General features: G+C 47.5%; 24 protein-coding genes and 2 rRNA genes (1 of these 26 cut by a window edge). 17 read left to right on the top strand and 9 right to left on the bottom strand.

Annotated elements, in window-relative coordinates; translation table 11 throughout:
- Window positions 1-23: 23 nt before the first annotated feature.
- Window positions 24-1,916, top strand: a complete 1,893-nt coding sequence (locus JFT56_RS02145; RefSeq protein WP_198783475.1) for an alkaline phosphatase D family protein — start codon at window positions 24-26, stop codon at window positions 1,914-1,916.
- On the opposite strand, the gene JFT56_RS02140 is transcribed toward JFT56_RS02145, so the two are convergent.
- The 3 genes from JFT56_RS02140 to JFT56_RS02130 all read right to left on the bottom strand — a co-directional run bounded on the left by JFT56_RS02140 (window position 1,903) and on the right by JFT56_RS02130 (window position 4,651).
- Complete coding sequence (locus JFT56_RS02140) at window positions 1,903-2,823, bottom strand: pseudouridine synthase (protein ID WP_198782086.1); 921 nt, start codon at window positions 2,821-2,823, stop codon at window positions 1,903-1,905. The genes JFT56_RS02145 and JFT56_RS02140 overlap by 14 nt on opposite strands.
- A 52-nt stretch (window positions 2,824-2,875) precedes the next feature.
- A complete protein-coding gene (locus JFT56_RS02135) occupies window positions 2,876-3,451 on the bottom strand; it encodes an LON peptidase substrate-binding domain-containing protein (RefSeq protein ID WP_198782085.1) in 576 nt (191 codons plus the stop codon).
- 144 nt (window positions 3,452-3,595) lie between these two features.
- The gene (locus tag JFT56_RS02130; RefSeq protein ID WP_198782084.1) at window positions 3,596-4,651 is read right to left on the bottom strand and encodes an alpha/beta hydrolase; all 1,056 of its coding nucleotides are present in this window, start codon (window positions 4,649-4,651) and stop codon (window positions 3,596-3,598) included.
- Between the two features lie 209 nt (window positions 4,652-4,860).
- On the opposite strand from JFT56_RS02130, the gene JFT56_RS02125 reads away from it, so the two are divergent.
- The 4 genes from JFT56_RS02125 (at window position 4,861) to JFT56_RS02110 (ending at window position 9,008) form a co-directional block, all read left to right on the top strand.
- Window positions 4,861-5,322 carry a YhcH/YjgK/YiaL family protein gene (locus tag JFT56_RS02125; protein ID WP_198782083.1) on the top strand — a complete coding sequence of 154 codons (462 nt, stop codon included), beginning with the start codon at window positions 4,861-4,863 and terminating at the stop codon, window positions 5,320-5,322.
- Window positions 5,323-5,465: 143 nt separating this feature from the next.
- Complete coding sequence (locus JFT56_RS02120; RefSeq protein WP_198782082.1) at window positions 5,466-6,386, top strand: manganese-dependent inorganic pyrophosphatase; 921 nt, start codon at window positions 5,466-5,468, stop codon at window positions 6,384-6,386.
- A gap of 175 nt (window positions 6,387-6,561) precedes the next feature.
- On the top strand, window positions 6,562-7,176 hold the full coding sequence (locus JFT56_RS02115; protein ID WP_198782081.1) for a DedA family protein: 615 nt from the start codon (window positions 6,562-6,564) through the stop codon (window positions 7,174-7,176).
- Between the two features lie 203 nt (window positions 7,177-7,379).
- Complete coding sequence (locus tag JFT56_RS02110; protein ID WP_198782080.1) at window positions 7,380-9,008, top strand: methyl-accepting chemotaxis protein; 1,629 nt, start codon at window positions 7,380-7,382, stop codon at window positions 9,006-9,008.
- A gap of 94 nt (window positions 9,009-9,102) precedes the next feature.
- Here the strand turns inward: JFT56_RS02110 and JFT56_RS02105 are convergent, their stop codons facing one another.
- From JFT56_RS02105 to JFT56_RS02090, 4 genes are all read right to left on the bottom strand, one after another.
- Entirely contained in the window at window positions 9,103-10,518 is a 1,416-nt protein-coding gene (locus JFT56_RS02105; RefSeq protein ID WP_198782079.1) for a thioesterase, read from the bottom strand.
- 136 nt (window positions 10,519-10,654) lie between these two features.
- Entirely contained in the window at window positions 10,655-11,695 is a 1,041-nt protein-coding gene (locus tag JFT56_RS02100) for an MJ1255/VC2487 family glycosyltransferase (protein WP_198782078.1), read from the bottom strand.
- Window positions 11,696-11,754: 59 nt separating this feature from the next.
- Window positions 11,755-12,267, bottom strand: coding sequence for a phosphatase PAP2 family protein (locus JFT56_RS02095; RefSeq protein WP_198782077.1), 513 nt, complete (start codon window positions 12,265-12,267; stop codon window positions 11,755-11,757).
- 356 nt (window positions 12,268-12,623) lie between these two features.
- Window positions 12,624-12,860, bottom strand: a complete 237-nt coding sequence (locus JFT56_RS02090) for a YgjV family protein (RefSeq protein WP_198782076.1) — start codon at window positions 12,858-12,860, stop codon at window positions 12,624-12,626.
- 325 nt (window positions 12,861-13,185) lie between these two features.
- On the opposite strand from JFT56_RS02090, the gene rraA reads away from it, so the two are divergent.
- The 12 genes from rraA to hemB all read left to right on the top strand — a co-directional run bounded on the left by rraA (window position 13,186) and on the right by hemB (window position 23,970).
- Window positions 13,186-13,671 carry a ribonuclease E activity regulator RraA gene (gene rraA, locus JFT56_RS02085; protein WP_011790902.1) on the top strand — a complete coding sequence of 162 codons (486 nt, stop codon included), beginning with the start codon at window positions 13,186-13,188 and terminating at the stop codon, window positions 13,669-13,671.
- Between the two features lie 131 nt (window positions 13,672-13,802).
- Window positions 13,803-14,867 carry a formimidoylglutamase gene (locus tag JFT56_RS02080; protein ID WP_198782075.1) on the top strand — a complete coding sequence of 355 codons (1,065 nt, stop codon included), beginning with the start codon at window positions 13,803-13,805 and terminating at the stop codon, window positions 14,865-14,867.
- A 246-nt stretch (window positions 14,868-15,113) separates the two neighbouring features.
- Window positions 15,114-15,869: a bifunctional demethylmenaquinone methyltransferase/2-methoxy-6-polyprenyl-1,4-benzoquinol methylase UbiE gene (ubiE, locus tag JFT56_RS02075; protein WP_198782074.1), complete on the top strand. Its 756-nt coding sequence runs from the start codon at window positions 15,114-15,116 to the stop codon at window positions 15,867-15,869.
- Window positions 15,870-16,490, top strand: a complete 621-nt coding sequence (locus JFT56_RS02070) for a ubiquinone biosynthesis accessory factor UbiJ (RefSeq protein WP_198782073.1) — start codon at window positions 15,870-15,872, stop codon at window positions 16,488-16,490. It abuts the gene before it with no gap.
- Window positions 16,487-18,136, top strand: a complete 1,650-nt coding sequence (ubiB, locus tag JFT56_RS02065; protein WP_198782072.1) for a ubiquinone biosynthesis regulatory protein kinase UbiB — start codon at window positions 16,487-16,489, stop codon at window positions 18,134-18,136. Before JFT56_RS02070 ends, ubiB begins: the two co-directional genes overlap by 4 nt.
- 59 nt (window positions 18,137-18,195) lie before the next feature.
- Entirely contained in the window at window positions 18,196-18,435 is a 240-nt protein-coding gene (gene tatA / locus JFT56_RS02060; RefSeq protein ID WP_011790907.1) for a Sec-independent protein translocase subunit TatA, read from the top strand.
- Window positions 18,436-18,441: 6 nt separating this feature from the next.
- Window positions 18,442-18,918 (top strand): Sec-independent protein translocase protein TatB, encoded by a 477-nt coding sequence (gene tatB, locus JFT56_RS02055; RefSeq protein ID WP_198782071.1) that lies wholly within the window; start codon window positions 18,442-18,444, stop codon window positions 18,916-18,918.
- Between the two features lie 3 nt (window positions 18,919-18,921).
- A complete protein-coding gene (gene tatC, locus JFT56_RS02050; RefSeq protein ID WP_198782070.1) occupies window positions 18,922-19,671 on the top strand; it encodes a twin-arginine translocase subunit TatC in 750 nt (249 codons plus the stop codon).
- Between the two features lie 45 nt (window positions 19,672-19,716).
- Window positions 19,717-20,280: a hypothetical protein gene (locus tag JFT56_RS02045; protein ID WP_198782069.1), complete on the top strand. Its 564-nt coding sequence runs from the start codon at window positions 19,717-19,719 to the stop codon at window positions 20,278-20,280.
- Entirely contained in the window at window positions 20,280-21,083 is an 804-nt protein-coding gene (locus JFT56_RS02040) for a TatD family hydrolase (protein ID WP_198782068.1), read from the top strand. Before JFT56_RS02045 ends, JFT56_RS02040 begins: the two co-directional genes overlap by 1 nt.
- Window positions 21,076-22,950: a sensor domain-containing diguanylate cyclase gene (locus JFT56_RS02035; protein WP_198782067.1), complete on the top strand. Its 1,875-nt coding sequence runs from the start codon at window positions 21,076-21,078 to the stop codon at window positions 22,948-22,950. The genes JFT56_RS02040 and JFT56_RS02035 overlap by 8 nt, the downstream gene beginning before the upstream one ends.
- A 9-nt stretch (window positions 22,951-22,959) precedes the next feature.
- The gene (gene hemB, locus JFT56_RS02030) at window positions 22,960-23,970 is read left to right on the top strand and encodes a porphobilinogen synthase (RefSeq protein WP_198782066.1); all 1,011 of its coding nucleotides are present in this window, start codon (window positions 22,960-22,962) and stop codon (window positions 23,968-23,970) included.
- A gap of 242 nt (window positions 23,971-24,212) precedes the next feature.
- On the opposite strand, the gene rrf is transcribed toward hemB, so the two are convergent.
- Together rrf and JFT56_RS02020 are read right to left on the bottom strand one after the other, a co-directional pair.
- A 5S ribosomal RNA gene (gene rrf, locus JFT56_RS02025) occupies window positions 24,213-24,328 on the bottom strand.
- Between the two features lie 230 nt (window positions 24,329-24,558).
- A 23S ribosomal RNA gene (locus JFT56_RS02020) occupies window positions 24,559-26,927 on the bottom strand (it continues 525 nt past the right edge of the window).

The raw sequence follows: 26,927 nt of genomic DNA, 5'->3' as shown, positions 1-26,927 counted from the left end.
TTCCCTTAATATTGGCGGGGCCAATGCTGCGCCACTGCGATGGCTCACACTTTACCCTGTGGTTTGTTAGCCGCGAGCCCTTGACTGAGCTTAGATTACACTTAGGCGAGCAAGAATATCCGTTGCAGGATGCAGATTTGCATTATGTGCCACTCGGGCAGCACGCCCATCAATACCTTATTACCCTGTCGCGCCCCGAGTTGCTCACGCCCAATAGCGTCACAAGCTACCGAGTGTTCGCCAGCCAGCATGGGGATATTTTTGCCCACCTAAGCGAGCTGAACTACGGCCAAGCCGATACGCCAAACCTGCGTTTCACGCCCCAATTAACCCATATTTACCATGGTTCTTGCCGTAATCCCCATCACCATAGTGACGATGCCTTAGTCGCCGCCGATGCACGATTATCACGGATAATCGACAGCAACTTAGATGACAGCAACTTAGATGACAGCAACTTAGATGATAGCAACTTAGACGAGCGCCCAGCCTTGATTATGCTCAGTGGCGATCAGGTCTATGTGGATGATGTTGCTGGCCCCATGCTATGCGCTATCGGCCAAGTGATCACACTACTCGGTCTTAACCGTGAGTTATTTGAAGGGGCGAATATCCAAGGCAGCCAAGACATTCGCTACCAACCGATGGAACTATATCAGCGGCATAAAAACCTGCTGCCCCATACCCAGTATCCTGCCAAAACCGCACTCTGGCGTTGGTATCGCAATCATCCGATTTTTACGTCATCCATCGCCGAAAATCACTTAGTCAGCCTGAGTGAAATCATCGCCCTGTATTTACTCACTTGGTCACCCGAGCTATGGGATTTAGTCGAACTGCCTAAGGATATCGAGGGTTTAACACCTGCCAATAGCGCACGCTGGCGTAAGGAATGGCAGCACTTACTCGCCTTTAAAGCGGGGCTGAAACAAGTCAGGCGTTTTATGGCGCACATTCCGGTTTATATGATGTTTGACGACCATGACATCACTGACGATTGGAACCTCACCGCCAAATGGGAACAAGCCGCATACGAGCATGCATTTTCGAAGCGTATTATTGGCAATGCTTTGATTGGCTATGTTTTATTTCAAGGGCTTGGCAATGCACCGGATAAGTTTTCTAAAGAGGTAAGGCCCCTATTGGATGCTTTTTTTAAGCAGCCGCAGGCCAAACTACAGGATGAGCTGATCGACCAACTGCTGCAATTTGAGCAGTGGCATTACACCCTAGACACCTCTCCCAAACTCGTCGTGCTCGATATCCGCACCCGCCGCTGGCGCAGTGAATCCAATTTGGCCAAACCCTCGGGGCTAATGGATTGGGAAGCCCTAATGGACTTGCAACAGGAGTTGCTCGGCCAGTCTAAGGTCATTATTGTCTCGCCGGCACCTATGTTTGGGGTCAAATTAATTGAAGCGGTGCAGCGCACGGCCACGTTGATGGGGGCATCCCTATTAGTGGACGCCGAGAACTGGATGGCACATCCGGGCGCAGCCAACAGCCTACTGAGTATTTTTATGCACCGTAAAACCCCAGAGGAATTTGTGATCCTCTCTGGAGATGTGCACTACTCCTTTGCCTACGACATCAGCATTCGCTTTAGGCGTAGCAGCCCAAATATTTATCAAATCACCTGCAGCGGGATTAAAAACCAATTTCCTGAAAAGTTACTGCCGCTTTTCGACAAGCTCAACGGTTGGTTTTATGGCCATTTTTCACCGTTAAACCTACTGACAAAACGCAAACGCTTGTTGATCCGAGGTAGACGCCCCAATGGTGAGCGAAGCCAACGTCTAGTCAATCGAAGTGGTATCGGTATGTTAACCTTGGCAGACAATGGTGCACCGACAAAAATCGCCGTTTTACATGGAGATATGAGTGAAACCCTATTCGAGCCACCTAAACAAGCATAAATCCTTCACACTGAACATCGTGGTCAATCCCACTCACTGGGTCGATAAAACGCAAACGCTGCGCCATCAGATTCAGGGGTGTAGCAAAGTTATCCGGCCCTTTAGGTAATAAAGTTGGATAAAATCTGTCATTTAATAATGGCATACCGAGACTGAGCATATGCACGCGCAACTGGTGGGTTTTGCCCGTAATCGGGCTTAGGTGGAATAAGCCTACATCTCCCTCTATTGCCACCAAACTGATCTCAGAGTGGGTATTCGCTTCCCCTTCAACCACTTGCATAATAAAACTCGGCTCACTCGGCTGCATACGGTTTTTCACCGTCCAATGTAGCGGCAACGACAGGCAGCCCTTTCGATATTGCTCAATGATATGGGGAGTTAGTTTTGCCATCGCTTGATAGTCTTTACGAATAGCATCGTCAACAAAGAGTTGGTGGTATAAGTGACGGGTTTGAGGCCGAGTGGTCATCAGGATCACCCCTGCGGTTTCACGATCTAATCTGTGGGCTGGCGCGATCGTCTCGATACCTGTGCGTAATCTTAATCTGTGCACTAGGCACTCATTGACATAGTTACCGCTTGGGGTCACAGGTAAAAAATGGGGTTTGTAGGCCAAGATGACATTTTCATCTTGAAAAAGAATCTGCTCTTCGAAGGGGACCCGAGTTTCCACAGGCACTTCACGGTAATAATAGACCCGCGCCGTTGGCCGATATGCCGTATCTAACCCAATGACACTGCCATCCTGCCAATGCACTTTGCCATCGAGGATCCGTTGCCGCCATACATCCTCACCTATACGCGCAAAATGGCTCGCAAGAAAGGCAAACACGGTTGATTTATCGGCAATTTCCCGAGGGAGTACCACATAGGAAGGCTGGGCTGCGCGGGCGGTTTGAGTCATATAAAAAAATAGCGGCCAAATACAGCCGCCATTTTAGCCTCGATACGGTTTTTCAGTCCACATGGGACTTGATAAGTTGCAGCACAAAATCCATGGTTTTATGGCAGTCGGGTTGATTCACTAGTAAAAGTTTATCCTTGTTATACATAGGTAAAACCTCTAGCCAGCGCTGACTTACCCAAGCGGCATCCTCTAAATGCACTTGGGAGTAGAGTTCGAGCAAATCCGGGTTCACCTCATAAAATTGCTCAAGTGCGGCGCTGATCAATTCGAACTCACCTTGAATGGGCTCTTCCTGCCAGTTACGGCAAGGTAAAGTGCGGGACATCCACAGTTTATCCTTAGTCTGTGCCGCCGAGAGTATACTGACCCGCTGCCGCCCTTCGAGCACTATGCTGAGGGAATCATCTTCAAGCTGGTTAAAATCGATAATATCGCATTGGGTGGCGGTGGGATAACAGGGCGGGCTACCCCGCGGCCTCATTGCCGCAAAGGCCAAATCGTATCGCCCCTTTAACACATCCGCGACCATTCGTAGATGCCCAGGTTCGACCACGCGGACTTCAATCCTTCCCTGTGGCAGTAACAAGGCATCGCGCATAATTAACGCCATTTCTCGTGTTTGCATAGCAACCTCCTGCCCCTCAAATAGAAGGAAACGGCCATCCGCTCGCTCGTATTCCCTATTAACTTAGAGTGTAGCAGGAGAAATAATTTCCTTCCTAAAGCCGCTGAGTACAAAAAAGAATTTTGTACTTGGTATGCTCACAGCCTAGAAATGCTCTAGCCTTTCCATCAAATTCCCCTTAGCGATCACCTCGGCAAACTCCTCACCTAAGCGCTCACTCAAGGCCACCGAGACTCGCCAATATTTGATGCGCTGCGCCGTATCTAATTGCTTAAAGTCCTCTCTATCGGGGATTTTGCCAAAGGGCAGCGATGCGACAAACTCGGCCGTTGGCGCTAACACTAAGGCATTGTGGTAATGGCTTCTCCCTTGACGCCAACTTAAGGATTTATCAAACCAACCTGGGCTGATGGTCGGATAAAAATGTGGATACAGGGTTAATCCCTTGGCGTGGGATAACGGCAAATCGAAGTGATAGTCGGTAATGCCACCATCATAGTATTGCCCATAGGCCACGCCCTCTATTTTAGTCACAGGCGCGAGCAGCAAAGGGATAGACCCGGTCGCTAACATAACGTCATTCATATTGGCCGCGGTTAATTTGGCCTGTTGGCTTGGTAAATCATTGAGTTGTAAAAAAGGCGATGCCGCAACTTGCTGGCTAAACACCACACGCTCAAAATGCCAAGCTAAACTCCTGCGACTCACAAGGTTGGTTGCCGCCGTGAACGCTAAACCTGCCGCGAGGGGGAGTTTATGGGTAAGACGATTTAGATGCTTGCCACGACAAACCACTAAATGGCTGTGGATATTGGGATGGCCCACAATCTCCCCAGCACCACTCGCGCCTAAAATCCCCTGTACTACGCCCTTAACTTGAGTGCTCACTTCCTGGGGTGTAGGCCTGCTGTCATAACGCTGACCAATATAACAATCCTCTAAGCGGCCATAGGCCTTGAGTGGGTCCTGCTGGGCTAAACAGGCTAAGCGCCAAGCCCCAGAGGAGGCGCCTAAAGTGTATAGCGGCGTTTGTCTGCCTTTAAAAAACTCCGCAAAAAGATACTTATCAAGCCCTGCGATACCCAGCCATTTAGGGCCACCGGATGCGGCGAGTAACTGGGTAAAACATTCAGGATTAAGACCTTGTTCTGCCAAGGTATTAAACGCCGTCGGCCCGGCGAGAAAGCGTAATGCTGACAAATCTGCAGTCCTTTAAACGAGTCCAATCTCGATGAAAATACCCCATTAAACCACGACAACCGCCGCCCATAAACCGAAGAACCGCCTTCAGGGATAAGCCGATGCTTAGTCGCCGCGGGGTTTTATCGCTAATTCCCGTGTGTAAACGATCGAGATCTGATTATAATCTTGTCTATTCTCACCGTTCACGTCTTCATATTGAGTAACCTATGATCGTCGACACTTTAGCTAATCGTGATATTTATCAATCATTAAGCCCACGCCTAACCACAGCTTTAGCGCACCTAGCGACCACAGATTTTAGCCAATTGCCCGTGGGTAATTATCCCCTCGATGGCGACAATATTTTTGCGATAGTCAATGACTACCACACTAAACACAGATCGACAGAACCCTTTGAAGTTCATCAGAAATATATCGATGTGCAATATGTGTTCAGCGGTGAAGAAGAGTTTGGTTATCTACCCTTAGCCGATCAAGCACCCTCAAAACCCTACTTTGAGAAACACGACTACGCCGAGTTCGATTACGAGTCAAACAAGGCCAATGCCTCGTATATCAAACTCAAAGCAGGCATGTTTGCGATCTTTTTCCCCGGCGATATGCATATGCCGGGCACGGGCGATATTGCTACTGCGGTACGTAAAGTCGTCATAAAAGTTAAGATTTAAGCCTTAAACAATACTCGCCGAACCTAAGCTCAGTATTTTTAGCCTAATAACGACTTAAGGGCGCAGTGATATGCGCTTTGGCTATTTCCGAATCGGGTCAAATATTGTTAAAATTGCCATAAATTTAAAGGAGAGTCCCTGAAATGCCTATTTACGTTGTCGGTCACAAGATCCCCGATTCTGATTCAATCTGCGGTGCTATCGCGTTAGCCTATTTAAAAAACCAAATCGGTGAAGAAGCCATTGCCGCACGTTTAGGTGAATTATCACCCGAAACCGCCTTTATTCTGGAACGTTTCGGCTTCGAAGCGCCAGAATACAAAACCAGCTACGCTGGCGAGCAAGTGTATATCGTTGACCATTCAGAGCTGACCCAAGCGCCGGATGATATCGCCCAAGCGACTATCGTCGGGATTGTCGATCACCACAAGCTAGGCGATCTCACCACAGATACACCGCTAGAATGTTGGATCCGCCCAGTCGGTTGCAGCAACACTGTTATCAAGATGATGTATGACTTTTACCAAGTCGCCATCCCGAAAAATATCGCTGGCATTATGATGTGCGCCATCCTTAGCGATACCGTGATCTTCAAATCACCGACTTGCACCACAGCCGACATTCGCTGCGTTGAAGCCTTAGCCGAAATCGCCGGTATTGAAGATTTTAAAGCGCTGGGCATGGAAATGTTCAAAGTCAAATCTGCCGTTGAAGGCACACCAGCACGCGATCTGGTTATGCGCGACTTTAAAGACTTCAATATGAACGGTAACTTAGTGGGTATCGGCCAGTTAGAAGTCATTGATCTGTCAGTATTTGATGATATCAAGGCTGGATTAGAAGCCGATATCAAAGCACTAAAAGTGGAAGGTAACCGTCACAGCGTATTGTTACTGCTGACTGACATCATGAAAGAAGGCTCAGAACTGTTAGTGGTTTCTGACGACGCCGACTTAATCAATCGCGCCTATGGCAAGACTCCTGTCGATGGCAAAGTGTGGTTAGACGGCGTATTAAGTCGTAAGAAACAAGTTGTGCCACAACTGCAAGCCGCATTCGCTTAAGCACGATAATAAATATTGAGGGCCGAACTCAGTTCGGCCTTTTTTATTCCCGCCATATTGGCCGTAGCCGCTTTAGCGCTAAAAATCCTAGATGAAACTTTGCCCATAAACCTATCCAGAGGTTTAGTGTGGCGAGTATGATTGGCCCATCTAGCGTAAATATTGTCTTTATCCCATGCCCGAAGTTCTACAACATCTCATCACCGAAATGACACCTTGGTTGCAGCAATACGGTTATCTGCTGCTGTTTATCGCCATCGCCCTTGAAGGGTTTGGGATCCCCGCACCGGGGCAATCTCTGCTGATTGTCGCCAGCCTATTAGCCGCTACAGGGCAAATGTCACTGCCTTTGGTATTGGTGGTTGCTGCCTGCGGCGCCTTATCCGGTAATAGTTTGGGATATTTGATCGGCTGGCGTTTTGGCGATGTGCTGCTTAAAAAAGGCTGGATAAAGCCGCAACTCGAAGACAAAATCCACGGCATTATCGGTCAATATGGCATTGCCGCTTTAGTCTTGAGTCGCTTTGTTGAAGGATTAAAACAATTTATGTTTATCGGCTGTGGTCTCGCGAAAATGCCGCTTAAACAATTTGTGATTGGCAATGTGCTGGCCACCAGCATTTGGGTGACACTCTTTGGATTAGGCCCAGTGTTAATCCGCGATGAAATCGCCCCAATGCTGGCATTTTATCACCTACATAAATATCCCACATGGGCGATAGTGAGCCTGCTAATGGCCTTTTTGCTTATCCTCACTTGGCGAAAATGGCAGACAAAAAATTCGCAATAATCTGTTTATTAGGCATTTTTATACAAGACTTGCATAAACTGGCATTTTAACAACTAACCTGCTTGAGCGCGTGGATAAGATTTCATCTGAAACAGCACAAAACCAATAAGTTAATATGGCTGTTTAGTGATCTAAAATCGTCACGTTAACGTACACTAAACATCTGATAGCAAGAAACCTAATATCAAAATAAGGTGTTATAAATGAATGTAATAAAACGTTTGTATTCAGGCTTCGCAGTGCTGCTATTGATCATGCTTGGTATCACACTCTTTGGCCTGTTCAAAATCAGCATAGCAGATCAAAATTTGACTGAACTGTCCGAGCAAACCGCCGTAGAACAACGCCAAGCCATCAACTTCCGTGGTAGCGTGCATGATAGGGCTATTTCTATTAGGGATGTCGTTTTAGCCAAAGATAACGATAAATCAAAGTTACACCAAAATGACATTATTCGTCTTAATGAGTACTACCAGAAAGCGGCACTTGTATTAGATAACATGTACGCAAGAGTGAAACACAGTCCAGAAGAACAAAACCTGTTACGGTTAATTAAAGAAACCGAGACAACAACATTATCTTTGACCGAAAACTTACTGGCTATGGTCAACAATGGCCGCCAAGCCGAAGCAACCGATTATTTAATTACGACTGTTTCACCTGCATACAGCGAATGGCTGAAGCGGATTAATAAGTTAATCGATTATCAAGAGGAAGCAATACAACATCAGGTTGCCTCCGCCCGTGAGCAAACAAACAGTTTTCAGTGGATTATGCTCGTTGTGACCACTATTGCGATTATTATCGGCTCCCTTGTGGCTATGAGTACCGTCAATCGATTAAAAAAACTCGTTGGTGGCGAACTTGAATATGCAGCTTCTGTGATAAAAGAAATCGCATCTGGTGATTTAACGACACAAGTGAAATTCCATACATCCGAAAGTATTTTAAGTGCACTTAAAGATTTAACTGACCATATGTCGGGGATCACTAAAAATTCGATAAAAGCGGCCAGCGAGTTACTTACCGCATCGAATGAATTATTACTCACCGCACAGTACAACGAGGAGTTGATAGGTAATCAAAAAGCTGCCACAGAACAAGGTGCAACGGCAATTAATCAAATGTCTTCGACTGTTTCCGAGGTCGCAAACCACACCAGCGACGCGGCTGTTTTAGCACAAACCGCCACGAATGAATTCACGGCTGGGCAGAATGAAGTGAGTAAAACCCAAGCAAGCATTAATAAACTCGCCGACAAAGTCAGTGAAGCTGCTGAGGTTATCAATAATTTATCGGAAGATAGCCGTCAAATTGGTTCAGTATTGGAAGTTATCCAAAGCATTGCAGAGCAAACTAATTTGCTTGCACTAAATGCCGCAATTGAAGCGGCAAGAGCCGGCGAACAAGGTCGTGGTTTTGCTGTCGTTGCCGATGAGGTTCGCAATCTAGCCCGCCGCACGCAGGAATCCACAGGGCAAATACAAACGGTTATCGGGAAGATGCAGGGCAACTCAATGAACGCCGTTGCAGTGATGAATGAAGGTAAAGTTCAGGCTGATATCAGTGTCCAACAAGCTAAATCTGCAGGAGACTCCTTGTATGCAATCAATCTATCTGTCACTAAAATAAGCGATATGAACACCCAGATTGCCACCGCAGCGGAAGAACAATCTGTTGTAGCCTCAGAAATTAATCATAACTTTAGTGAGATAACCCATTCAGCTTCGCTCGCAGAGGAACAAGCCAGTAAAATTACCATGGCAAGTAAGAAGCTTGAGGTGCTGGCAAAAACCTTAGAGCAAAATGTTAAACAGTTTAAAACCGCATAATCTCGTTAAAACGACCACCAGATGGACAGATAACGTCAAGTTCAATCTGGTGGTTATTCGCACTATCTGTAAGGGATTAAGCGCTTTTTTAGACTTAAATGTCTTTATTCTCAGGTTGAGATTCAAGATTGTCCTCTCGCTGAATCTCAGGCTGTAGCGGTAGTTCAGGATCAGTGATTGGTGCTGGTGGCTCTTCGGAGATAGATGACTCACCTTGCTTAGATCCTGAATTTTGCTCATTCGGTAAAGGCTCAACAATAACAACGGGCTCTTCTGGCACTGCCGCTTCACCTTCACTAGGTGCTGCAACCTCAGACTCTGGCGCTAAGGCGCCGAGATCTTGGTTGGCGGGACTTTCCACCGCATGTTTAGGTAATTGATTTCGATACAAATCAATCATTCCCATCACCTCGGACAAGGCTTTTGCATGATCCGGCGTCAAGATACCATTGTGCCCGGAGACAATTTCATCGGACACGGCCAGCACCCACACGGCCTGCATATTGGCATCGGGACAGGTTTGCACACTGCGACGAGCCTGCAGGCGCGCACGAATTTTCCAGCCCGAATGGGGTAAGGTCATCATACAACCGGGGATTTGATCGTGGGCCATTAAAGCCGACGGCACCTTAATGGGAGTATCACAGTTTCCTGCGGAACATTTATCAATATCGTGGGTAATGGCCCAGGAGTTGCCCACGGCACGCTCACCGTCTTTGATGTAGTTAAAGGCTTCTTTTACCGCAAAATCCCCCTTAGACTGCAATACCACCATGCTCGGTTTTTGCCTATCTATACTCACCAGCGTATCTAATGGCCGGTATTCCTTCGCCGGGACGGCAGGGTTTAGCAGCAAGAATAAATTCGGGTTATCCTGCTGATTATCGATAGCCGTTTTAATGCGATCTTTACTGGCATGCAAAACGACAGCCCCACCAAGGCTATGGCCTATCACGGTATAACGCAGCAATTTATGCTGCGCGACTAACGTATCGAGCTTATCCAATAGTTGGGATAAGCCTAACTGACCTATACGTTTAGCGACCCGTTTACGCTGTAAAATGGTCGGGAAATCTAAGGGTTCAATCCAGCTTTTCGCATCATCTGAACCATCGAGCCAGAATGGATCATATTTATCGCCACGCCAGCCAATATAAAGGCCAAGCAAGTTACGCTGGGCATCGGACGCCGCCATCTGCTGATAAAACTGCTCGAAGGCAATAAAGTTTTCATCCTTTGGCTCGGCACTGTGGTGCCAACCATGGACAAAAATCAGCAATTCGGGGACTGTGTCGGTATTGGACTGTAAAATTCGTGCCTGCAAGCCTTGCCATTGCCCATCATTATGGGGTTGACCTTGATCGTTAAACTCAATGACGTGGAAGTTTTGTTTGGCCGTATCAGGGCCGGGGATATGGTAAGCCTGATCGGGAATGAAAGTGAGCAAAACACAAAGAGACAACAACATCAAAAACAGTAACTTGTACTGAGTAAACTTCTTTAGGCTCATTTATAACAACATAATTAACGGCCAGACTAGGCCAACATAGACACGCTGAAAGGAACTTACAGCAAAATTGACGAAATTATACGCTAACCCCATTGGCCCAGCTAGTGCCTAATTGACTTTCATCGCAATGAAAAACCTAGCGCCAGGTATCGGGGAGCGTCACTTGGCTCCATAGATCTTGGCATAAGGGCTGACTATGGTGCCAGTCGCCACTACGGATCCATTTAACCAGCGTATCCCCCACTTGAGGGTAAGCAATAGGGTTAGGCGATGCCGTTTTAAGCCAGCGCTTTACCACATTAATATCGAGGCTCATCATGCTATCTCCAGCGCCCAATAACTGTAGTGCGGCTACATTAGACAGTTGCTCAAACTGACCTATCAGCGGTTTGACTAAGAGTTTTTTACCTAAGGTTAATGCTTCGCTGGCAAGCTCAAAGCCAGCATTGCCTATCACTCCACCGCAACTGGCAAGATGCTGCTTAAAACCGTCACGATTAAAACCATGCCATTTAATATGTTCAGCAACTTGCCCCTTCGGCTGCTGGCCGTGGTACACCAAAAATTGATAATCACTAAAGGGCTTGAGGAAGTCCGCAATCAGATCCGCGTCTTCAAAGGGTAAATAAACCAAGATCTGGTGCGTGTGCTCAATCGGGCTGGCATCAACCTCGACAAAGGGTGGCAATATGGGAAAACCAAAGTGATGCCAATGACACCCAAGCGCGACATCCACGGGGGCGAAGTAATTGAGCAATAACTCATTAAACCAAGTGCTACCGAGTTTGGGGACCGGATGCGTTAGCGCCGCCTGATGGCTAATACCAATCGAAGGCACGCCCTGACGGCGGGCAGCCCAAGCCGATACGGGTTCAAAGTCATTTAACACTAAGTCATAACAACTTAAATCAAGGGCTTGTATATCCTTAAGTAACGACAATGACAAATTTTGCCGCACAGTTTGCGGCACATTAACGCGCCCAGAGTGGGTCGCAAATGTCATCCCCGCCTGCACACGATAATCGCCAAAACATTCCATATCGAAAAACTGCTCAGGCTTACGGCCAGAAAATAAAAAATCTACTTTGATATCATTCTTTATCAGTGACTTAGCCATCACGCGCGCACGACTTAAATGGCCATTCCCTGTGCCTTGGACTCCGTAGAGTATTCGCATTGCTTATCCTTTAATCGATGGATGATGGGGAGTTTCAACAAATGAGATCCGAAACTGAGCTAAATGACGGGATACACCAAACATACGGCTCCAGTCCCCAATAAAGCGCCCGCCACTATATCTAAGGGATAATGCACACCAAGGCAGATACGCGAACCACCTATAGCAAGGGCCCATACATATGCGGCAGGGGCAGCAGCCGGGTAAACCTGTGCCACGCTCGTTGCCATCACAAAGGCGGCGGCCGTATGTCCCGAGGGTAAGCTGAAACGATCCGATGGCTCAAAACCGCTTTCAAAGCCCACCAACCCATGGCAGGGCCTTATGCGGCGAATGCTATTTTTCAATAACAAATACAAAGGTAACTCGACCAAAAAACTCGCTAACATCAAGTTGAATAAGGCTTGCCCTTGGGCATGCGTCAACATCAAGCCCAGCGAAAGATACAAATACACATGCCCGTCGCCACTCGCAGACACTCGCTTTGCATTGGCATACAAACCGTGGCGCTGCGTGAAGCTCACAACATGCAAAAACATTCGCTTATCTAAGTCTGCAACGTAACTCAACATAGAACAGGCTCCTTACTGGTATACCAGCGAGTTTTACTGCGATGTTAATCTGTGCACTCTCTCGACAACGCTTAGCAGGCTTGGCTTTAATGCTCTCGATTTATCAAAACTAAGGCGCAAAACTCAGGCCGCTATTCACGATTGAATTTGTTTAACTCATAGTGAGATGGTGTGAGACTAAGAAATGGCTATGACGCCTAAGTGACATCTGGCCTAAAGTTTTATGACAGTCCCACGGGTGACTAAGGCTTTTGAGGTGGATGAAGCAGGAAGAAAAGCTAAAAATATTGAGGAAGCCATTGTGTTGCCCAAGTTTAAATCAGAGCAACACAATGGGATCAGCCCCAAGCTAAGATCTAGGAACTCGCCTTAGCGCGGTAAATTTTGGTCAAATGATAAATATTAATACAAGCAACAAACGCATTCATTCCTGCGACTGGCCAAGCCGAAATGAATACGCCATAGATCACAAACAGGGTACAGCCCACAAAGTTCAACCATCTTAACCAGATGATATTCTTCATCATTAATGAGATGGCCACCATAACAGAGGCAAAATAACCAATAATTTCAATCGTGTTTACAGCTTCCATAGGCACCTCTCAAAGGCCCTCTACCGTCCATAAGCATAACGGGGGGTCCTTGCCCCTAAAGCAAATTTAGTTACGTAAGTTAATTTAATCTTGGGATATAATACCAAAGTGCGCAACAGAGTTGTAATAAAAAACCGTTATTTAATGACTAATATCAAGTTTTGAGCAGGAATTTCGATCCTGTGACGAAAAAATATTACAGACTGTGTTAACGAGCCAGCAGCAACAATACCGTGATTGATAACACTTTTCTTTTCATAGATCCCTTTTATACTGGCGTAAACTCGCTAAACTGTACGCAACGCGGATCAATAGGAGTGTAAATATGGAATACAACACCTCAGAACTATGTGACATGTACTTAGATGTCGTAGATGTAGTCGAGCCCATGTTCAGTAACTACGGTGGTTGTAGCTCTTTTGGCGGTTCTATTAGCACTATTAAGTGCTTTGAAGACAACGGCCTAATCACCGAGGTCCTACAAGAAGATGGCCAAGGTAAAGTCTTGCTGGTCGATGGTGGTGGCTCATTGCGCCGCGCACTTATCGATGGTGCCATTGCAGAACTTGCGGTGAGCAACAATTGGGAAGGCATTATCGTTTACGGCTCTGTACGCGATGTGGATGCATTGGAAGAGTTAGACATTGGTATTCAAGCGCTTGCTTCTATCCCCGTGGGCGCCGATGGCAACTCAGTGGGCGAGGTGGAAATTCCGGTCAATTTTGGCGGTGTGACTTTCCTACCCGGCGACCATATCTACGCCGATAACACAGGCATTATCCTGTCGCCTGAGCCACTCGATATTGAATAAGTAAAAAAGAGATGACAAGAAAGCCAGCTAAGCTGGCTTTTTTATTATCTCTTTCCCCTTTACTGGCATTGAATAATCGCCCTAGCCTGCGCCACAATAAGTGATCTCTGGCCCTATAAGAACTCTCCACTATGCCCGAATTTATCCCTTTTACCCATGCCGACATCGCTACCTTAGTCAGCCCGAGAACCGGCGAGACTAAACTTGGCCAATGCGTGCACCTCGCCAATCACGAACACTCACTCGAAACCATACTCGCCACGGCCAAGGCCCACGGTGCGGTTTTTGCGATTGTCGGCGTCGGTGAAGACATAGGCCCACGGGCAAACTTAGGCCGCGGCGGTGCCACCGATGCCTTTACCACTAGCATGCGCCAATGGCTCAATCTGCAATCGAACCGATTTTTGTCTGGCGCCGAATGCCTAGTGTTAGGCCAAGTTAACACCGCCGATCTACAGCAACAAACCGCGACTAATACCACAGCTAACACTGACGTCACCTTAGATGAATTACGCGATGCGGTGGAACAACTCGATGAGCGCGTGATCCGTATCGTCAGCGCCATCTTTAAAGCGGGTTTGGAACCCATACTCATCGGCGGCGGTCACAACAATGCCTATGGGTTATTGATGGCGACCTTCGCCCATTACCAGCGCCAAGTTGCGGCGGTAAATCTCGATCCCCATTCGGATTTTCGTCTACTCGAAGGCCGCCATAGCGGCAATGGTTTTAGCTATGCCGCCGATCGTGGTGCCCTAGGGTTTTATCATGTACTCGGGCTGCACGAATTAAAAAACAGCGAAGCCAATTTAACTCAGCTGACTGAGTTTGGTGGTTCTTGGCATAGCCTGCAGCAAATTTGGGTGCGCCGTGAAATAAGTCTAAGCCAAGCCTTGCTTGAAATCGCCGCCAAACTAAATGACACGGCTTTACCCGTAGGATTAGAACTCGACGTCGATGCTATCGCTAAAATGCCCAGTAGCGCTTCTACGGCGGCTGGCGTGCCACTGCTCGATGCGGCGCATTATGTCAGTTACATCGCCCGCCACTGCCCCTGTGCTTATTTGCACTTGGCCGAAGCTGCACCGAGTTGTCACGAAGCGGGACTTGAAGCCGGTTTTAGGGATGTAGGTCAGAGTTTAAGTGAACTGATATATGCCTATATTCAAGCACGTATACAGTTTTTGGCGCAGTAACTGGGCATCCGTTATCTATGACTCGATGCTAAGCTATTCACCAAATCCTGATATTGTGGTCTAATGCCAGTCCGTTTTATGTGGTCGATGAGCACTCACCTCAAGGACAAATAGAAAGCGACTAAAACTGACGCATTCAAGTGAGTTTACTAGCTCGATCACAGAGTGATAGATCAAAGATTCAGCAAATGCTGGCGATGGCTTACACTCGCAGCTAATACATTGCAAAACAATAGGAACACATTGATGTCTGAGGGCGAATCTAGAAGTACCCACTTTGGTTACAAAACCGTTGAGGCCGATAAGAAGGCCGATCTCGTTGCGGGCGTGTTTCACTCAGTCGCCGCAAAATATGACATTATGAATGATGTGATGTCCTTCGGCATTCACCGTTTTTGGAAGCGTTACACCATTGAAGTGTCTGGCGCCCGTCCCGGCATGAAAGTGCTCGATTTAGCCGGTGGTACCGGTGACTTAACCGCCAAATTCTCCCATCTTGTGGGTGACAAGGGCGAAGTCGTGTTAGCCGACATTAACGATTCAATGCTTAAAGTGGGCCGTACTAAACTGCGTGACAAAGGCATAGTCAACAATGTCAGTTATGTGCAGGCCAATGCCGAAGCACTGCCATTCCCCGACAATCACTTCGATATCATTACTATCGCCTTTGGCCTGCGTAACGTGACCGATAAAGATGCCGCGCTGCGTTCAATGAACCGCGTACTTAAGCCAGGTGGCAAGTTATTAGTGCTGGAATTTTCTAAACCTCAGCATGAAATCATGCGCAAAGTGTATGATTTATACAGCTTTAAAGTCTTACCTAAGATGGGTGAACTGATCACCAAAGATGCCGACAGCTATGAGTATCTGGCCGAGTCGATTCGCATGCACCCAGATCAAGACACACTAAAACAAATGATGGTCGATGCAGGCTTTGAACAGGTCGACTACACCAATATGACCGACGGTATCGTCGCCCTGCACCGTGGTTATAAATTCTAAATGATGCCGCAGGAAGTGGTGCTACTCGCCTGTGCCGCAATGGAAATGGGCCTGAAAAAACTTCAGGCCCAAGCGGGTGATGACTATTCACGCCAGCGCCAGTTACATGGCAAAGTGTTTCGCATTCAATTGTCGCAGCTTAGCTGGCCAATTTATTTGGTATTTGCCAAAGAGATCCAAGTGCTCAGCCGCTACGAAGGGGATGTCGATGTTAGTCTGCACGCCGATGCGACCACTTTGTATCGCGTGACCGAAGGCGCTAATCTGACTGAACTAATCAAGCAAGATAAACTCAAGCTTGAGGGCGATCTCAATTTATTACAAAGCTTTAGCCAATATTTACGCGCTATCGAGTTTGACTTTGCCGAGCCAATATCCCGCTATTTAGGTGACGGACCAACCCACAAACTCATCAGCACTGGCCATCAAGCAAAAAGTTTTGCCTTGGATGTTTTGCGCAAAACCCGCTCCCATTTAGGCCAGCTCGCAGTTGAAGAATATCGCCTCGCGCCGCATCAAATTGAATTAGTCCATTTTCGCGATAAAGTGGATGATTTAGTGCTCCACACCCAAGCGCTTGAACAACGGATTGCCCAATTAAGAGATAAAATTAAGCTATGACCCTTGCCAGTATCCGCCGCGGTTACCACGTCATCAAAACCCTACTCCAATATGGGCTAGATGAGGTTTTGCCGCCAAAGATGACACCTTGGTACTTTAAACTCGCCCGTAATAGCTTATTCTGGATCCGCAACAAGCATAAAAATAAGCCCGGTGGCGAACGCTTAAAACTGGCGATGCAGGAGCTTGGCCCGGTTTATATCAAACTTGGGCAAATGCTCTCGACCCGCCGCGATTTACTCAATGATGAGTGGGCCAATGAGCTCGCCATGCTGCAGGACAAAGTGCCGCCCTTCGATGGTGCACTCGCTCGCCAAGCGATAGAAGCCGAACTCAAAGCGCCAATAGAATCCTTATTCGATAACTTCGATGAAACCCCCTTAGCTTCTGCGTCGATTTCCCAAGTGCACACGGCAACGCTCAAATCAAATGGCAAGGCGGTAGTATTGAAAGTGCTGCGCCCGAATGTAGAAGCCAAGATCCAAGCCGATCTGCTGCTGATGTCGCAAACCGCCAAACTGATTGAATATCTTCTCGGTGAAGGCAACCGCCTGCGCCCCGCGGAAGTGATTGAAGATTACCGCGTGACCATTTTAGGTGAGCTAAACCTAAAGCTTGAGGCCTTAAACGCAGTTAAGTTGCGTAATAACTTTCTTAACTCAGATGCCCTTTACGTTCCCTATGTGTATGAGGAGTTTTGCTATCCACGCCTGATGGTGATGGAACGTATTTATGGTATTCCCGTCTCTGATATTGCCGCCCTCAAGGCACAGGGCACTAACTTCAAGCTGCTAGCCGAACGTGGGGTTGAGTTGTTTTTTACCCAAGTATTCCGCGATAATTTTTTCCATGCAGATATGCATCCGGGCAATATCTTTATCTCGCTCGAACACCCAGAAAACCCCTACTACATTGGCCTTGATTGCGGCATTATGGGCACGCTCAGCGAAGTCGATAAGCGTTATCTCGCCGAGAATTTTCTCGCATTTTTCAATCGCGACTACCACAGAATCGCCCAGCTCTACATTGAGTCAGGCTGGGTGTCGGAAAAAACCGACCTACAGGCCTTCGAGCAAGCCATTAAGGTCGTTTGCGAACCTATGTTCAACAAACCGCTCGATGAAATCTCCTTTGGCCATGTGTTGTTAGAGCTATTTCGCACCGCACGCCACTTCGATATTATTGTGCAGCCGCAATTGGTGTTACTCGAAAAAACCCTACTTTATATCGAAGGATTGGGTCGACAACTTTATCCGCAGTTGGATTTATGGCAAACCGCTAAACCCTTTTTAGAGCAATGGATGGCCGAACAAGTAGGCCCTAAGGCTATGTTTAAAAAGGTATCCACAAAACTGCCATATTGGTCTGATAAGCTACCAGAATTCCCTGAACTGATTTATGACAATCTAAAATTAGGCAGGAAATTGCTGAGTTCTCAGCAACAGATGCTAGATAAGTATTTAAAATATCAGCAGCAGTCACATAAGAGTAATTACTTGCTTATCACTTCTGCGATTTTATTGATCTGTGGCACGTTATTGTTCAACCAAGACGCTACACTGTGGACCCCTTACGTGTGTCTGATTTCAGGCGCAATATTGTGGTTTTTCGGATGGCGATCTAGGCCAAAGAATCGTAAATTTTAGCTAGCACTAATTAATCAGAGGTTCATAATAGAACCGATATCAATTAAGAGGATACCTTCATGGGTGGCATTAGTATTTGGCAACTTCTTATCATTGCGTTGATCGTTGTCTTATTGTTTGGAACTAAGAAATTACGCTCTTTGGGTGGTGATTTAGGTGGTGCGGTTAAAGGCTTCAAGAACGCCATGTCTTCAGAAGAAGACAAAAAGGCATTAGAAGACACCGAAGCGGCTAAAACAGCGCAAACAACTCAACAGGCGACGGAAAAGAAGCCAGAGTCTAACAAAGAACAGGCGTAACTCCTTATGTTTGACGGTATCGGCTTTATGGAGCTGCTGCTGATCGGTGTTCTGGGGCTAGTGGTTCTTGGCCCCGAGCGTCTACCGGTCGCGGTGCGTTCGATTTCAGGTTGGATCCGCGCGATGAAACGCATGGCCAACTCGGTCAAAGATGAACTTGAGCAAGAGCTGAAGATCGAGCAATTACATGCCGATCTCAAAAAAGCAGAGAGCAAAGGTTTAGCCAATCTTTCGCCTGAACTTCAAGAATCTATCGATCAGTTGAAGCAGGCAGCGCAGTCAGTGAATCGACCTTATCAAGTGCAAGATCCTGTTTCCCAAAACACTTCTGCATCTGGGGATCCGGTCCACAATCCCGCTCAAGTGAGCCAAACTAGCCCGACAAGCCCTGTAGAGGCGAGTCTAACTTCGGCGTCTCCCGCCGCTCACAGCGAGCCATCCCAGGGCGCGGATACCCGTTCTAACCCGAAAGCCAACGGATAATTCATGTCGCAACAGCAGCCACTTATCAGCCACTTGCTTGAACTCAGGTCCAAGCTGCTTAAATCCATTGCCAGCGTGTTAATCGTATTCATCTGCAGCGTGTATTGGGCAAATGACATCTACCACTACATGGCAATCCCTTTAATGCAGTCTTTACCCTTGGGTGGCAGCATGATTGCGACCGATGTCGCCGCACCTTTCTTTGCGCCTTTTAAACTCACATTGGTACTGTCATTTTTTGTGGCAGTACCCTATGTGTTATTCCAAATCTGGTCCTTCGTAGCGCCAGGTCTGTATAAACATGAAAAACGCTTAGTCATGCCGCTGCTCTTTAGCAGTACAGTGCTGTTTTATTTAGGTATCGCCTTTGCTTATTACATTGTATTCCCTGTGGTATTTGGATTTTTTGCCAACACAGCACCCGAGGGAGTTCAAGTCGCGACGGACATTAGCAGCTATCTGGATTTTGTCTTGAAGCTTTTCTTTGCTTTCGGACTGTCCTTTGAAATCCCTATCGCTGTGGTTTTACTCTGCTGGGCAGGTGTAACGACGCCCGAAGATCTCAGGCAAAAACGTCCCTATATCGTTGTGGGCGCCTTCGTTGTAGGCATGTTATTAACACCACCGGATGTGATTTCCCAGACTATGCTTGCAGTACCAATGCTGTTATTGTTCGAGGGTGGTTTATTCGCAGCTCGTTTTTACAGTAAACCGAGCGACGAGTCGGACGAAGAAGAACAAACGAACGACTAACGCCCATTGCTGGCGTTAGAGCATATAAGAATAAGGAAGATCCTGATGCGCTTAACTCTTACGGCTGCAGCAATTATGCTGTTTTCAGCCCAAGCCAATGCCAGCATTGAACAACAACTAACTCAATGTGCCGCAACAGCAGACAAGCTTGAACGCTTAATTTGCTATGACAACCTAGCCGCCAGTATAAAAAGCACACCTGCCACCATAGAGACTCAAACGGTAGCGGCAGAGACTCAAACGGCACCAACGGGTGTCGCGGCGGTTGTGGCTGCACCGGCTGTAGCTGTGGCCGCTAGCGCACCAGCAGCTCCAGCAGCTCCAGCAGCTCCAGCAGCTAACATTGAAGATAACTTCGGTATGGAAGCCAAGCGTGTCCAAGAAAATACCGTCGATAAAATTTATCTAGATGTGCAGTCTGTTTCTGAAGACCCCTATGGCGCGCTCAAAGTGACATTCACTAACGGCCAAGTCTGGAAACAAACCGAGGGCCGTAAATTCAGCCTAAAACAAGGCGAAAAGGTCTATATAGAAAAAGCCGCCCTAGGTTCTTTCCTAATGGGTACCGATAATCGCAATGCCCAGGTGAGGGTAAAACGCCTTAAATAATGCCCTCATACATAGATATTGCCGTCAACTTGCTTGGCAGTGCACTCGAACCAGACATTGCAACGATAGTAAAAGCGGCGGCGGAACAAGGGGTTTCGCCGTTAATCGTTATTGGCAGCGATTTAACTGAAAGTGCAGCGGCGATTAAGCTATGCGAGCAGTACCCCAATCAACTCTACTGCACCGCTGGCGTACACCCACACCATGCCAGTGAATGGCAAACATCTTCCAAGCAAGTTCAAACTGAATTATGCCAAGCACCACAGGTCGTTGCCGTTGGCGAATGTGGACTCGACTACAACAGAGACTTTTCACCGCGCCCTGACCAGCGCCAAGCATTTATCGCCCAACTAGAACTTGCCATAGCACAACAAAAACCAGTGCTAATGCACGAGCGAGATGCCCACGAAGATTTTATCGCTATCCTGCGTGAATATCGCCCACAGCTTACGGGGGCATTACTGCACTGCTTTACTGGCACTCACTCGCAAATGGAAGCCTATATTGACCTCGATTTACACTTAGGCATTACGGGGTGGGTCTGTGATGATAGACGTGGACAAGAATTAGCAGCGCTAGTGCCATTTATTCCGCAAAATCGCATTTTAATCGAAACAGATAGCCCTTATCTTTTGCCGCGAAACATGCGGCCCAAACCCAAATCGAGCAAGAACAAACCTGAATACCTACCCTATATTGCCGAATATATCGCTAATTTACGGGGCGAGAATGCTGCCGAGTTTGCCAAATACTGCTACGAAAATAGCTTAGCGTTTTTTAATTTGAGTCGTAATAATGGCTAGAATTTGCACTTTGTTATTCTTTATCTGGCTGCTGCTACCGACACAGAGTCTCGCGGCTTTAATGCATATTGATGACAACACCCCAACGCCCTTGAATCTCACGCCTTGGCTAGTAGCGACTCATCCTAATGCGTCGAGTCAATTGGCAGATATCCAAAGCCTGCCTAAAAAGGAATGGCATAATTTTACCCATGCTGATATTCAAAAACTAAGCCTGCATAACTTTTGGCTTAGCTTTAGTTTGCATAGTGATGACGAAACGCTTTCTCGCATACTCGCCCTCAATAACCCTTTATTGGATAACGTCACGATTTACCACCTTGTCGACGATAAGCTGGTCAATACAGAGCATATGGGTGACACTCTCCCCTACACGGAACGACCTTTACTGAGCAATATTTTCCTTTATCCCTTCAAGATAAATCCCCATGAGCTACATACCTTTTATCTGCATATAGAAACAGAAGGTAGCGCCGCAATTCCCCTAAACCTATGGTCAGCCAATGACCTAGCACAAATTGCCGAATCCACCGCCGTCGAGCATGGATTTCAATTAGGTGTACTTGCCGCTATCGGGATTTTTAGCCTTTTTATTGCCTTAGCTTCGGGCTCCTTCAGTTATAGCTACTACTCAGGTTATGTCCTGAGTATGACGTTATTAGTTGCCACCATTAATGGCTTTGCTTTCCGTTTTCTCTGGCCAAATTGGCCTGCATTACAACAATTGATGGTGCCGATATTATTACCTTGGGTGATGGCCTTCGCGTTAATGTTTACCGAGAAAATACTGCAACTCAAATACCATAACCGCCGTATGCTATTGATATGCCGTTACAGCGCGGTGTATATCCTATTGGTGAGCCTGTTGGTTCCCTTTGTCCGTTACGGCACAGTCCTTTATATCGAAATAATTTCCGTTGTGGTCCTCAGCACGATTTTGATGGTGCTCGCCATTGTACAAGCGATTAACGGCCATAAACTCGCAAAGCTCTATACCATAGGCTGGGTGAGCATGCTCACAGGCGCTTGCATTAGCAGCCTACTCTACCTTGGCGTTATTAATTTGAATATAAAGCCACAGACCCCCGTGATGTTTGGACTCACTTTTGAGATCATCTTCATGTCACTCGTGCTCGCTATTCGTTACAACGATGAACGCAAAGCTAAATTACGTATTCAGCAGGAAGCATTGAAACAAGCACAAAAAATACGTAGCGCACGGGAAGAAGCATTAAAACTTGAAGCAGAGACCAATGAGAGGCTCGAGCAAATGGTGCAGGAGCGCACCCTAGAACTTGAAATAACCCTCAGGGAGTTGCATGAAGCCAACCAAAAGCTCACAGAACAAAGCACTATCGACAGCCTAACTGGAGTTAAAAACCGTAGTGCCTTCGATAAACGTTTGCTTGCAGAGAGCAGGATCAGTCGCCGCCAAGAAACGCCCATCGCACTATTAATGCTAGATATCGACAGATTTAAATCGATCAATGACCACTTTGGACACTTAGCTGGCGATCAAGCATTAAAGAAAATTGCCCAGACATTACAACAACATTTAAAGCGTCCAACGGATCTAGTATCACGTTTTGGCGGCGAAGAGTTTGCTATTATTCTCCCCAATACAACGGCGGAAGGTGCGCTAAAAGTCGCTGAAGGCATTCGCGATGCCGTGACATCAATTGACCTAGAATGGGAGGGAAAACCCATCCCATTGACCATCAGTATCGGAGTCAGTGCCGATATCATGGCTAGTGAACAACACAGTACAGAATTACTAGAACAAGCTGATAAAGCTCTCTATCAAGCGAAAAACAACGGGCGCAATCAAGTAAAATTGTATGTGCCAGCAAGAGCAGAACCTAATTAGGAGTCCAATGTGAACATCATTACCAGTGCTTTCCCACAGCGTAGAATGCGCCGCATGCGTAAACATGATTTCAGCCGCCGCCTGATGGCTGAAAATCAGCTGACAGTTAATGACTTAATTTATCCAATGTTCGTACTCGAAGGCACTAACCGCAGCGAGAAAGTCGCCTCCATGCCTGGAGTTGAACGTTACTCAATTGATTTACTACTGAAAGAAGCCGAAGAATTAGTCGAGCTAGGGATCCCACTTATCGCCCTTTTCCCTGTGACACCCGCAGAGAAAAAAACCTTAATGGCAGAAGAGGCATACAACCCAGACGCCCTAGTACAACGTGCCGTGCGCGAGCTTAAAAAGGCCTTCCCACAACTTGGGATTATGACAGACGTGGCACTCGACCCCTTCACTACCCACGGTCAAGACGGCATTATCGATGAAACAGGTTACATCCTGAACGACATCACCACTGAAATCTTAGTTAAACAAGCCCTATCACACGCCGAAGCGGGTGCAGATATTGTCGCCCCATCGGATATGATGGATGGCCGTATTGGCGCCATTCGCCAAGCACTAGAAGCTGCTGGCCATGTCAACACCCAAATCATGGCTTACTCTGCCAAATACTCCTCAAGCTACTACGGCCCATTCCGCGATGCCGTCGGTTCTGCCGGAAATCTTAAAGGTGGCAATAAGCACAGCTATCAAATGGATCCCGCCAATAGCGATGAAGCACTGCACGAAGTCGCACTGGATATCCAAGAAGGCGCAGACATGGTGATGGTAAAACCTGGTATGCCGTATCTCGATATCGTTCATCGCGTTAAGACAGAGTTAGCTGTACCTACCTTTGCCTACCAAGTAAGCGGTGAATATGCCATGCATATGGCTGCTATTCAAAACGGCTGGTTAGCCGAGAAAGCCATCGTCATGGAATCACTGCTGTGCTTTAAACGTGCAGGTGCCGATGGCATCCTTACCTACTTTGCCAAACGTGCAGCACAGTGGCTAAAAGAGGCAAAATAACCCTTTTTAATCCCATAATTGAAGAGCAGCACTTAGCTGCTCTTTTTTTATGTGACGGAAACACCAAAGCCCTAACCGTTTAGGCTAGGGCTTTTTTGATTTCACTTTCCTAGCGTAGGTGGATAAGCAGCTCAATAACGTCAGAGATAAGTCGGGTTTTAAAATAAAATTGGGTGAATCACAGACGCAAAAAAGCCAGCTTATTCAGCTGGCTTCGTTACATCTCAATGAGATAATTAGGCGCTTGGCGATGACCTACTCTCACATGGGGAGACCCCACACTACCATCGGCGCGATTGCGTTTCACTTCTGAGTTCGGGATGGGATCAGGTGGGACCACAATGCTATTGTCACCAAGCAAATTCGGTTTTAAACAAGACTCGAGAGCGCACTACGTGCTGCTAGATTCTAGATTCTAGATTCTAGATTCTAGATTCTAGATTCTAGATTCTAGATTCTAGATTCTAGGAACTAAAATCGGCTCTTATCTTATTTAATAATTCGGAAAGCTGTTTGTTTTCTGAGTCCACACTTCATTAAGTGTTTATATTCTGTCTAAGTTCGCTTAGCAAAACCCATCTGGGTTGTATGGTTAAGCCTCTCGAGTCATTAGTACATGTTAGCTCAACGCCTCACAACGCTTACACACCATGCCTATCAACGTCCTAGTCTCGAACGGCTCTTTAGAGGTCTTATAGACCTAGGGATGACTCATCTTGGGGCTCGCTTCCCGCTTAGATGCTTTCAGCGGTTATCGATTCCGAACGTAGCTACCGGGCAATGCCATTGGCATGACAACCCGAACACCAGCGGTTCGTTCACTCCGGTCCTCTCGTACTAGGAGCAACTCCCCTCAATCATCCAACGCCCACGGCAGATAGGGACCGAACTGTCTCACGACGTTCTGAACCCAGCTCGCGTACCACTTTAAATGGCGAACAGCCATACCCTTGGGACCGACTTCAGCCCCAGGATGTGATGAGCCGACATCGAGGTGCCAAACACCGCCGTCGATATGAACTCTTGGGCGGTATCAGCCTGTTATCCCCGGAGTACCTTTTATCCGTTGAGCGATGGCCCTTCCATTCAGAACCACCGGATCACTATGACCTACTTTCGTACCTGCTCGACGTGTCTGTCTCGCAGTTAAGCTGGCTTATGCCATTGCACTAACCGTACGATGTCCGACCGTACTTAGCCAACCTTCGTGCTCCTCCGTTACTCTTTGGGAGGAGACCGCCCCAGTCAAACTACCCACCAGGCACTGTCCCTAACCCCGATTAGGGGTCTAGGTTAGAACATCAAAACTACAAGGGTGGTATTTCAAGGACGACTCCATCAGAACTAGCGTTCCAACTTCAAAGTCTCCCACCTATCCTACACATGTAGGTTCAATGTTCAGTGCCAAGCTATAGTAAAGGTTCACGGGGTCTTTCCGTCTAGCCGCGGGTATACGGCATCTTCACCGCAATTTCAACTTCACTGAGTCTCGGCTGGAGACAGCGTGGCCATCATTACGCCATTCGTGCAGGTCGGAACTTACCCGACAAGGAATTTCGCTACCTTAGGACCGTTATAGTTACGGCCGCCGTTTACCGGGGCTTCGATCATGAGCTTCTCTTGCGATAACCCAATCAATTAACCTTCCGGCACCGGGCAGGCGTCACACCGTATACTTCCTCTTGCGAGTTTGCACAGTGCTGTGTTTTTGATAAACAGTTGCAGCCACCTGGTATCTGCGACTCCCGTCAGCTTAGAGAGCAAGTCTCATCACCAACAAGAGCGTACCTTCTCCCGAAGTTACGGTACCATTTTGCCTAGTTCCTTCAGCCGAGTTCTCTCAAGCGCCTTGGTATTCTCTACCCGACCACCTGTGTCGGTTTGGGGTACGATTCCCGCTAACCTGAAGCTTAGAAGATTTTCCTGGAAGCATGGCATCAACTACTTCAGTCCCGTAGGACCTCGTCATCAGCTCTCGGCCTTAAGATTTCCCGGATTTGCCTAAGAAATCAGCCTACCACCTTAAACGCGGACTACCAACGCCGCGCTAGCCTAGCCTTCTCCGTCTCTCCATCGCAGTTAGCGGAAGTACAGAAATATTAATCTGTTTCCCATCGATTACGCCTTTCGGCCTCACCTTAGGGGTCGACTCACCCTGCCCCGATTAACGTTGGACAGGAACCCTTGGTCTTTCGGCGAGGGGGTTTTTCACCCCCTTTATCGTTACTCATGTCAGCATTCGCACTTCTGATACCTCCAGCGTGGGTTACCCCTTCACCTTCATCGGCTTACAGAACGCTCCTCTACCGCGCAACCCTAATGGGCTGCACCCGTAGCTTCGGTGGTATGTTTAGCCCCGTTACATCTTCCGCGCAGGCCGACTCGACTAGTGAGCTATTACGCTTTCTTTAAATGATGGCTGCTTCTAAGCCAACATCCTAGCTGTCTAAGCCTTCCCACATCGTTTCCCACTTAACATACACTTTGGGACCTTAGCTGACGGTCTGGGTTGTTTCCCTTTTGACGACGGACGTTAGCACCCGCCGTCTGTCTCCCGAGTAGTACTCATTGGTATTCGGAGTTTGCAAAGGGTTGGTAAGTCGGGATGACCCCCTAGCCTTAACAGTGCTCTACCCCCAATGGTATTCGCTCGAGGCGCTACCTAAATAGCTTTCGAGGAGAACCAGATATCTCCCGGTTTGATTGGCCTTTCACCCCCAGCCACAAGTCATCCGCTAATTTTTCAACATTAGTCGGTTCGGTCCTCCAGTTGATGTTACTCAACCTTCAACCTGCCCATGGCTAGATCACCGGGTTTCGGGTCTACACCTTGCAACTCAACGCGCAGTTAACACTCGGTTTCCCTACGGCTCCGCTATTCGCTTAACCTTGCTACAAAATGTAAGTCGCTGACCCATTATACAAAAGGTACGCAGTCACGGTCTCAAGAACCGCTC

It is taken from the genome of Shewanella putrefaciens (assembly GCF_016406305.1).
Taxonomy (GTDB): Bacteria; Pseudomonadota; Gammaproteobacteria; order Enterobacterales; family Shewanellaceae; genus Shewanella; species Shewanella putrefaciens_C.
The sequence above is the reverse complement of the archived record's forward strand: the minus strand, read 5'-3'. Positions and strand labels throughout refer to the sequence as shown.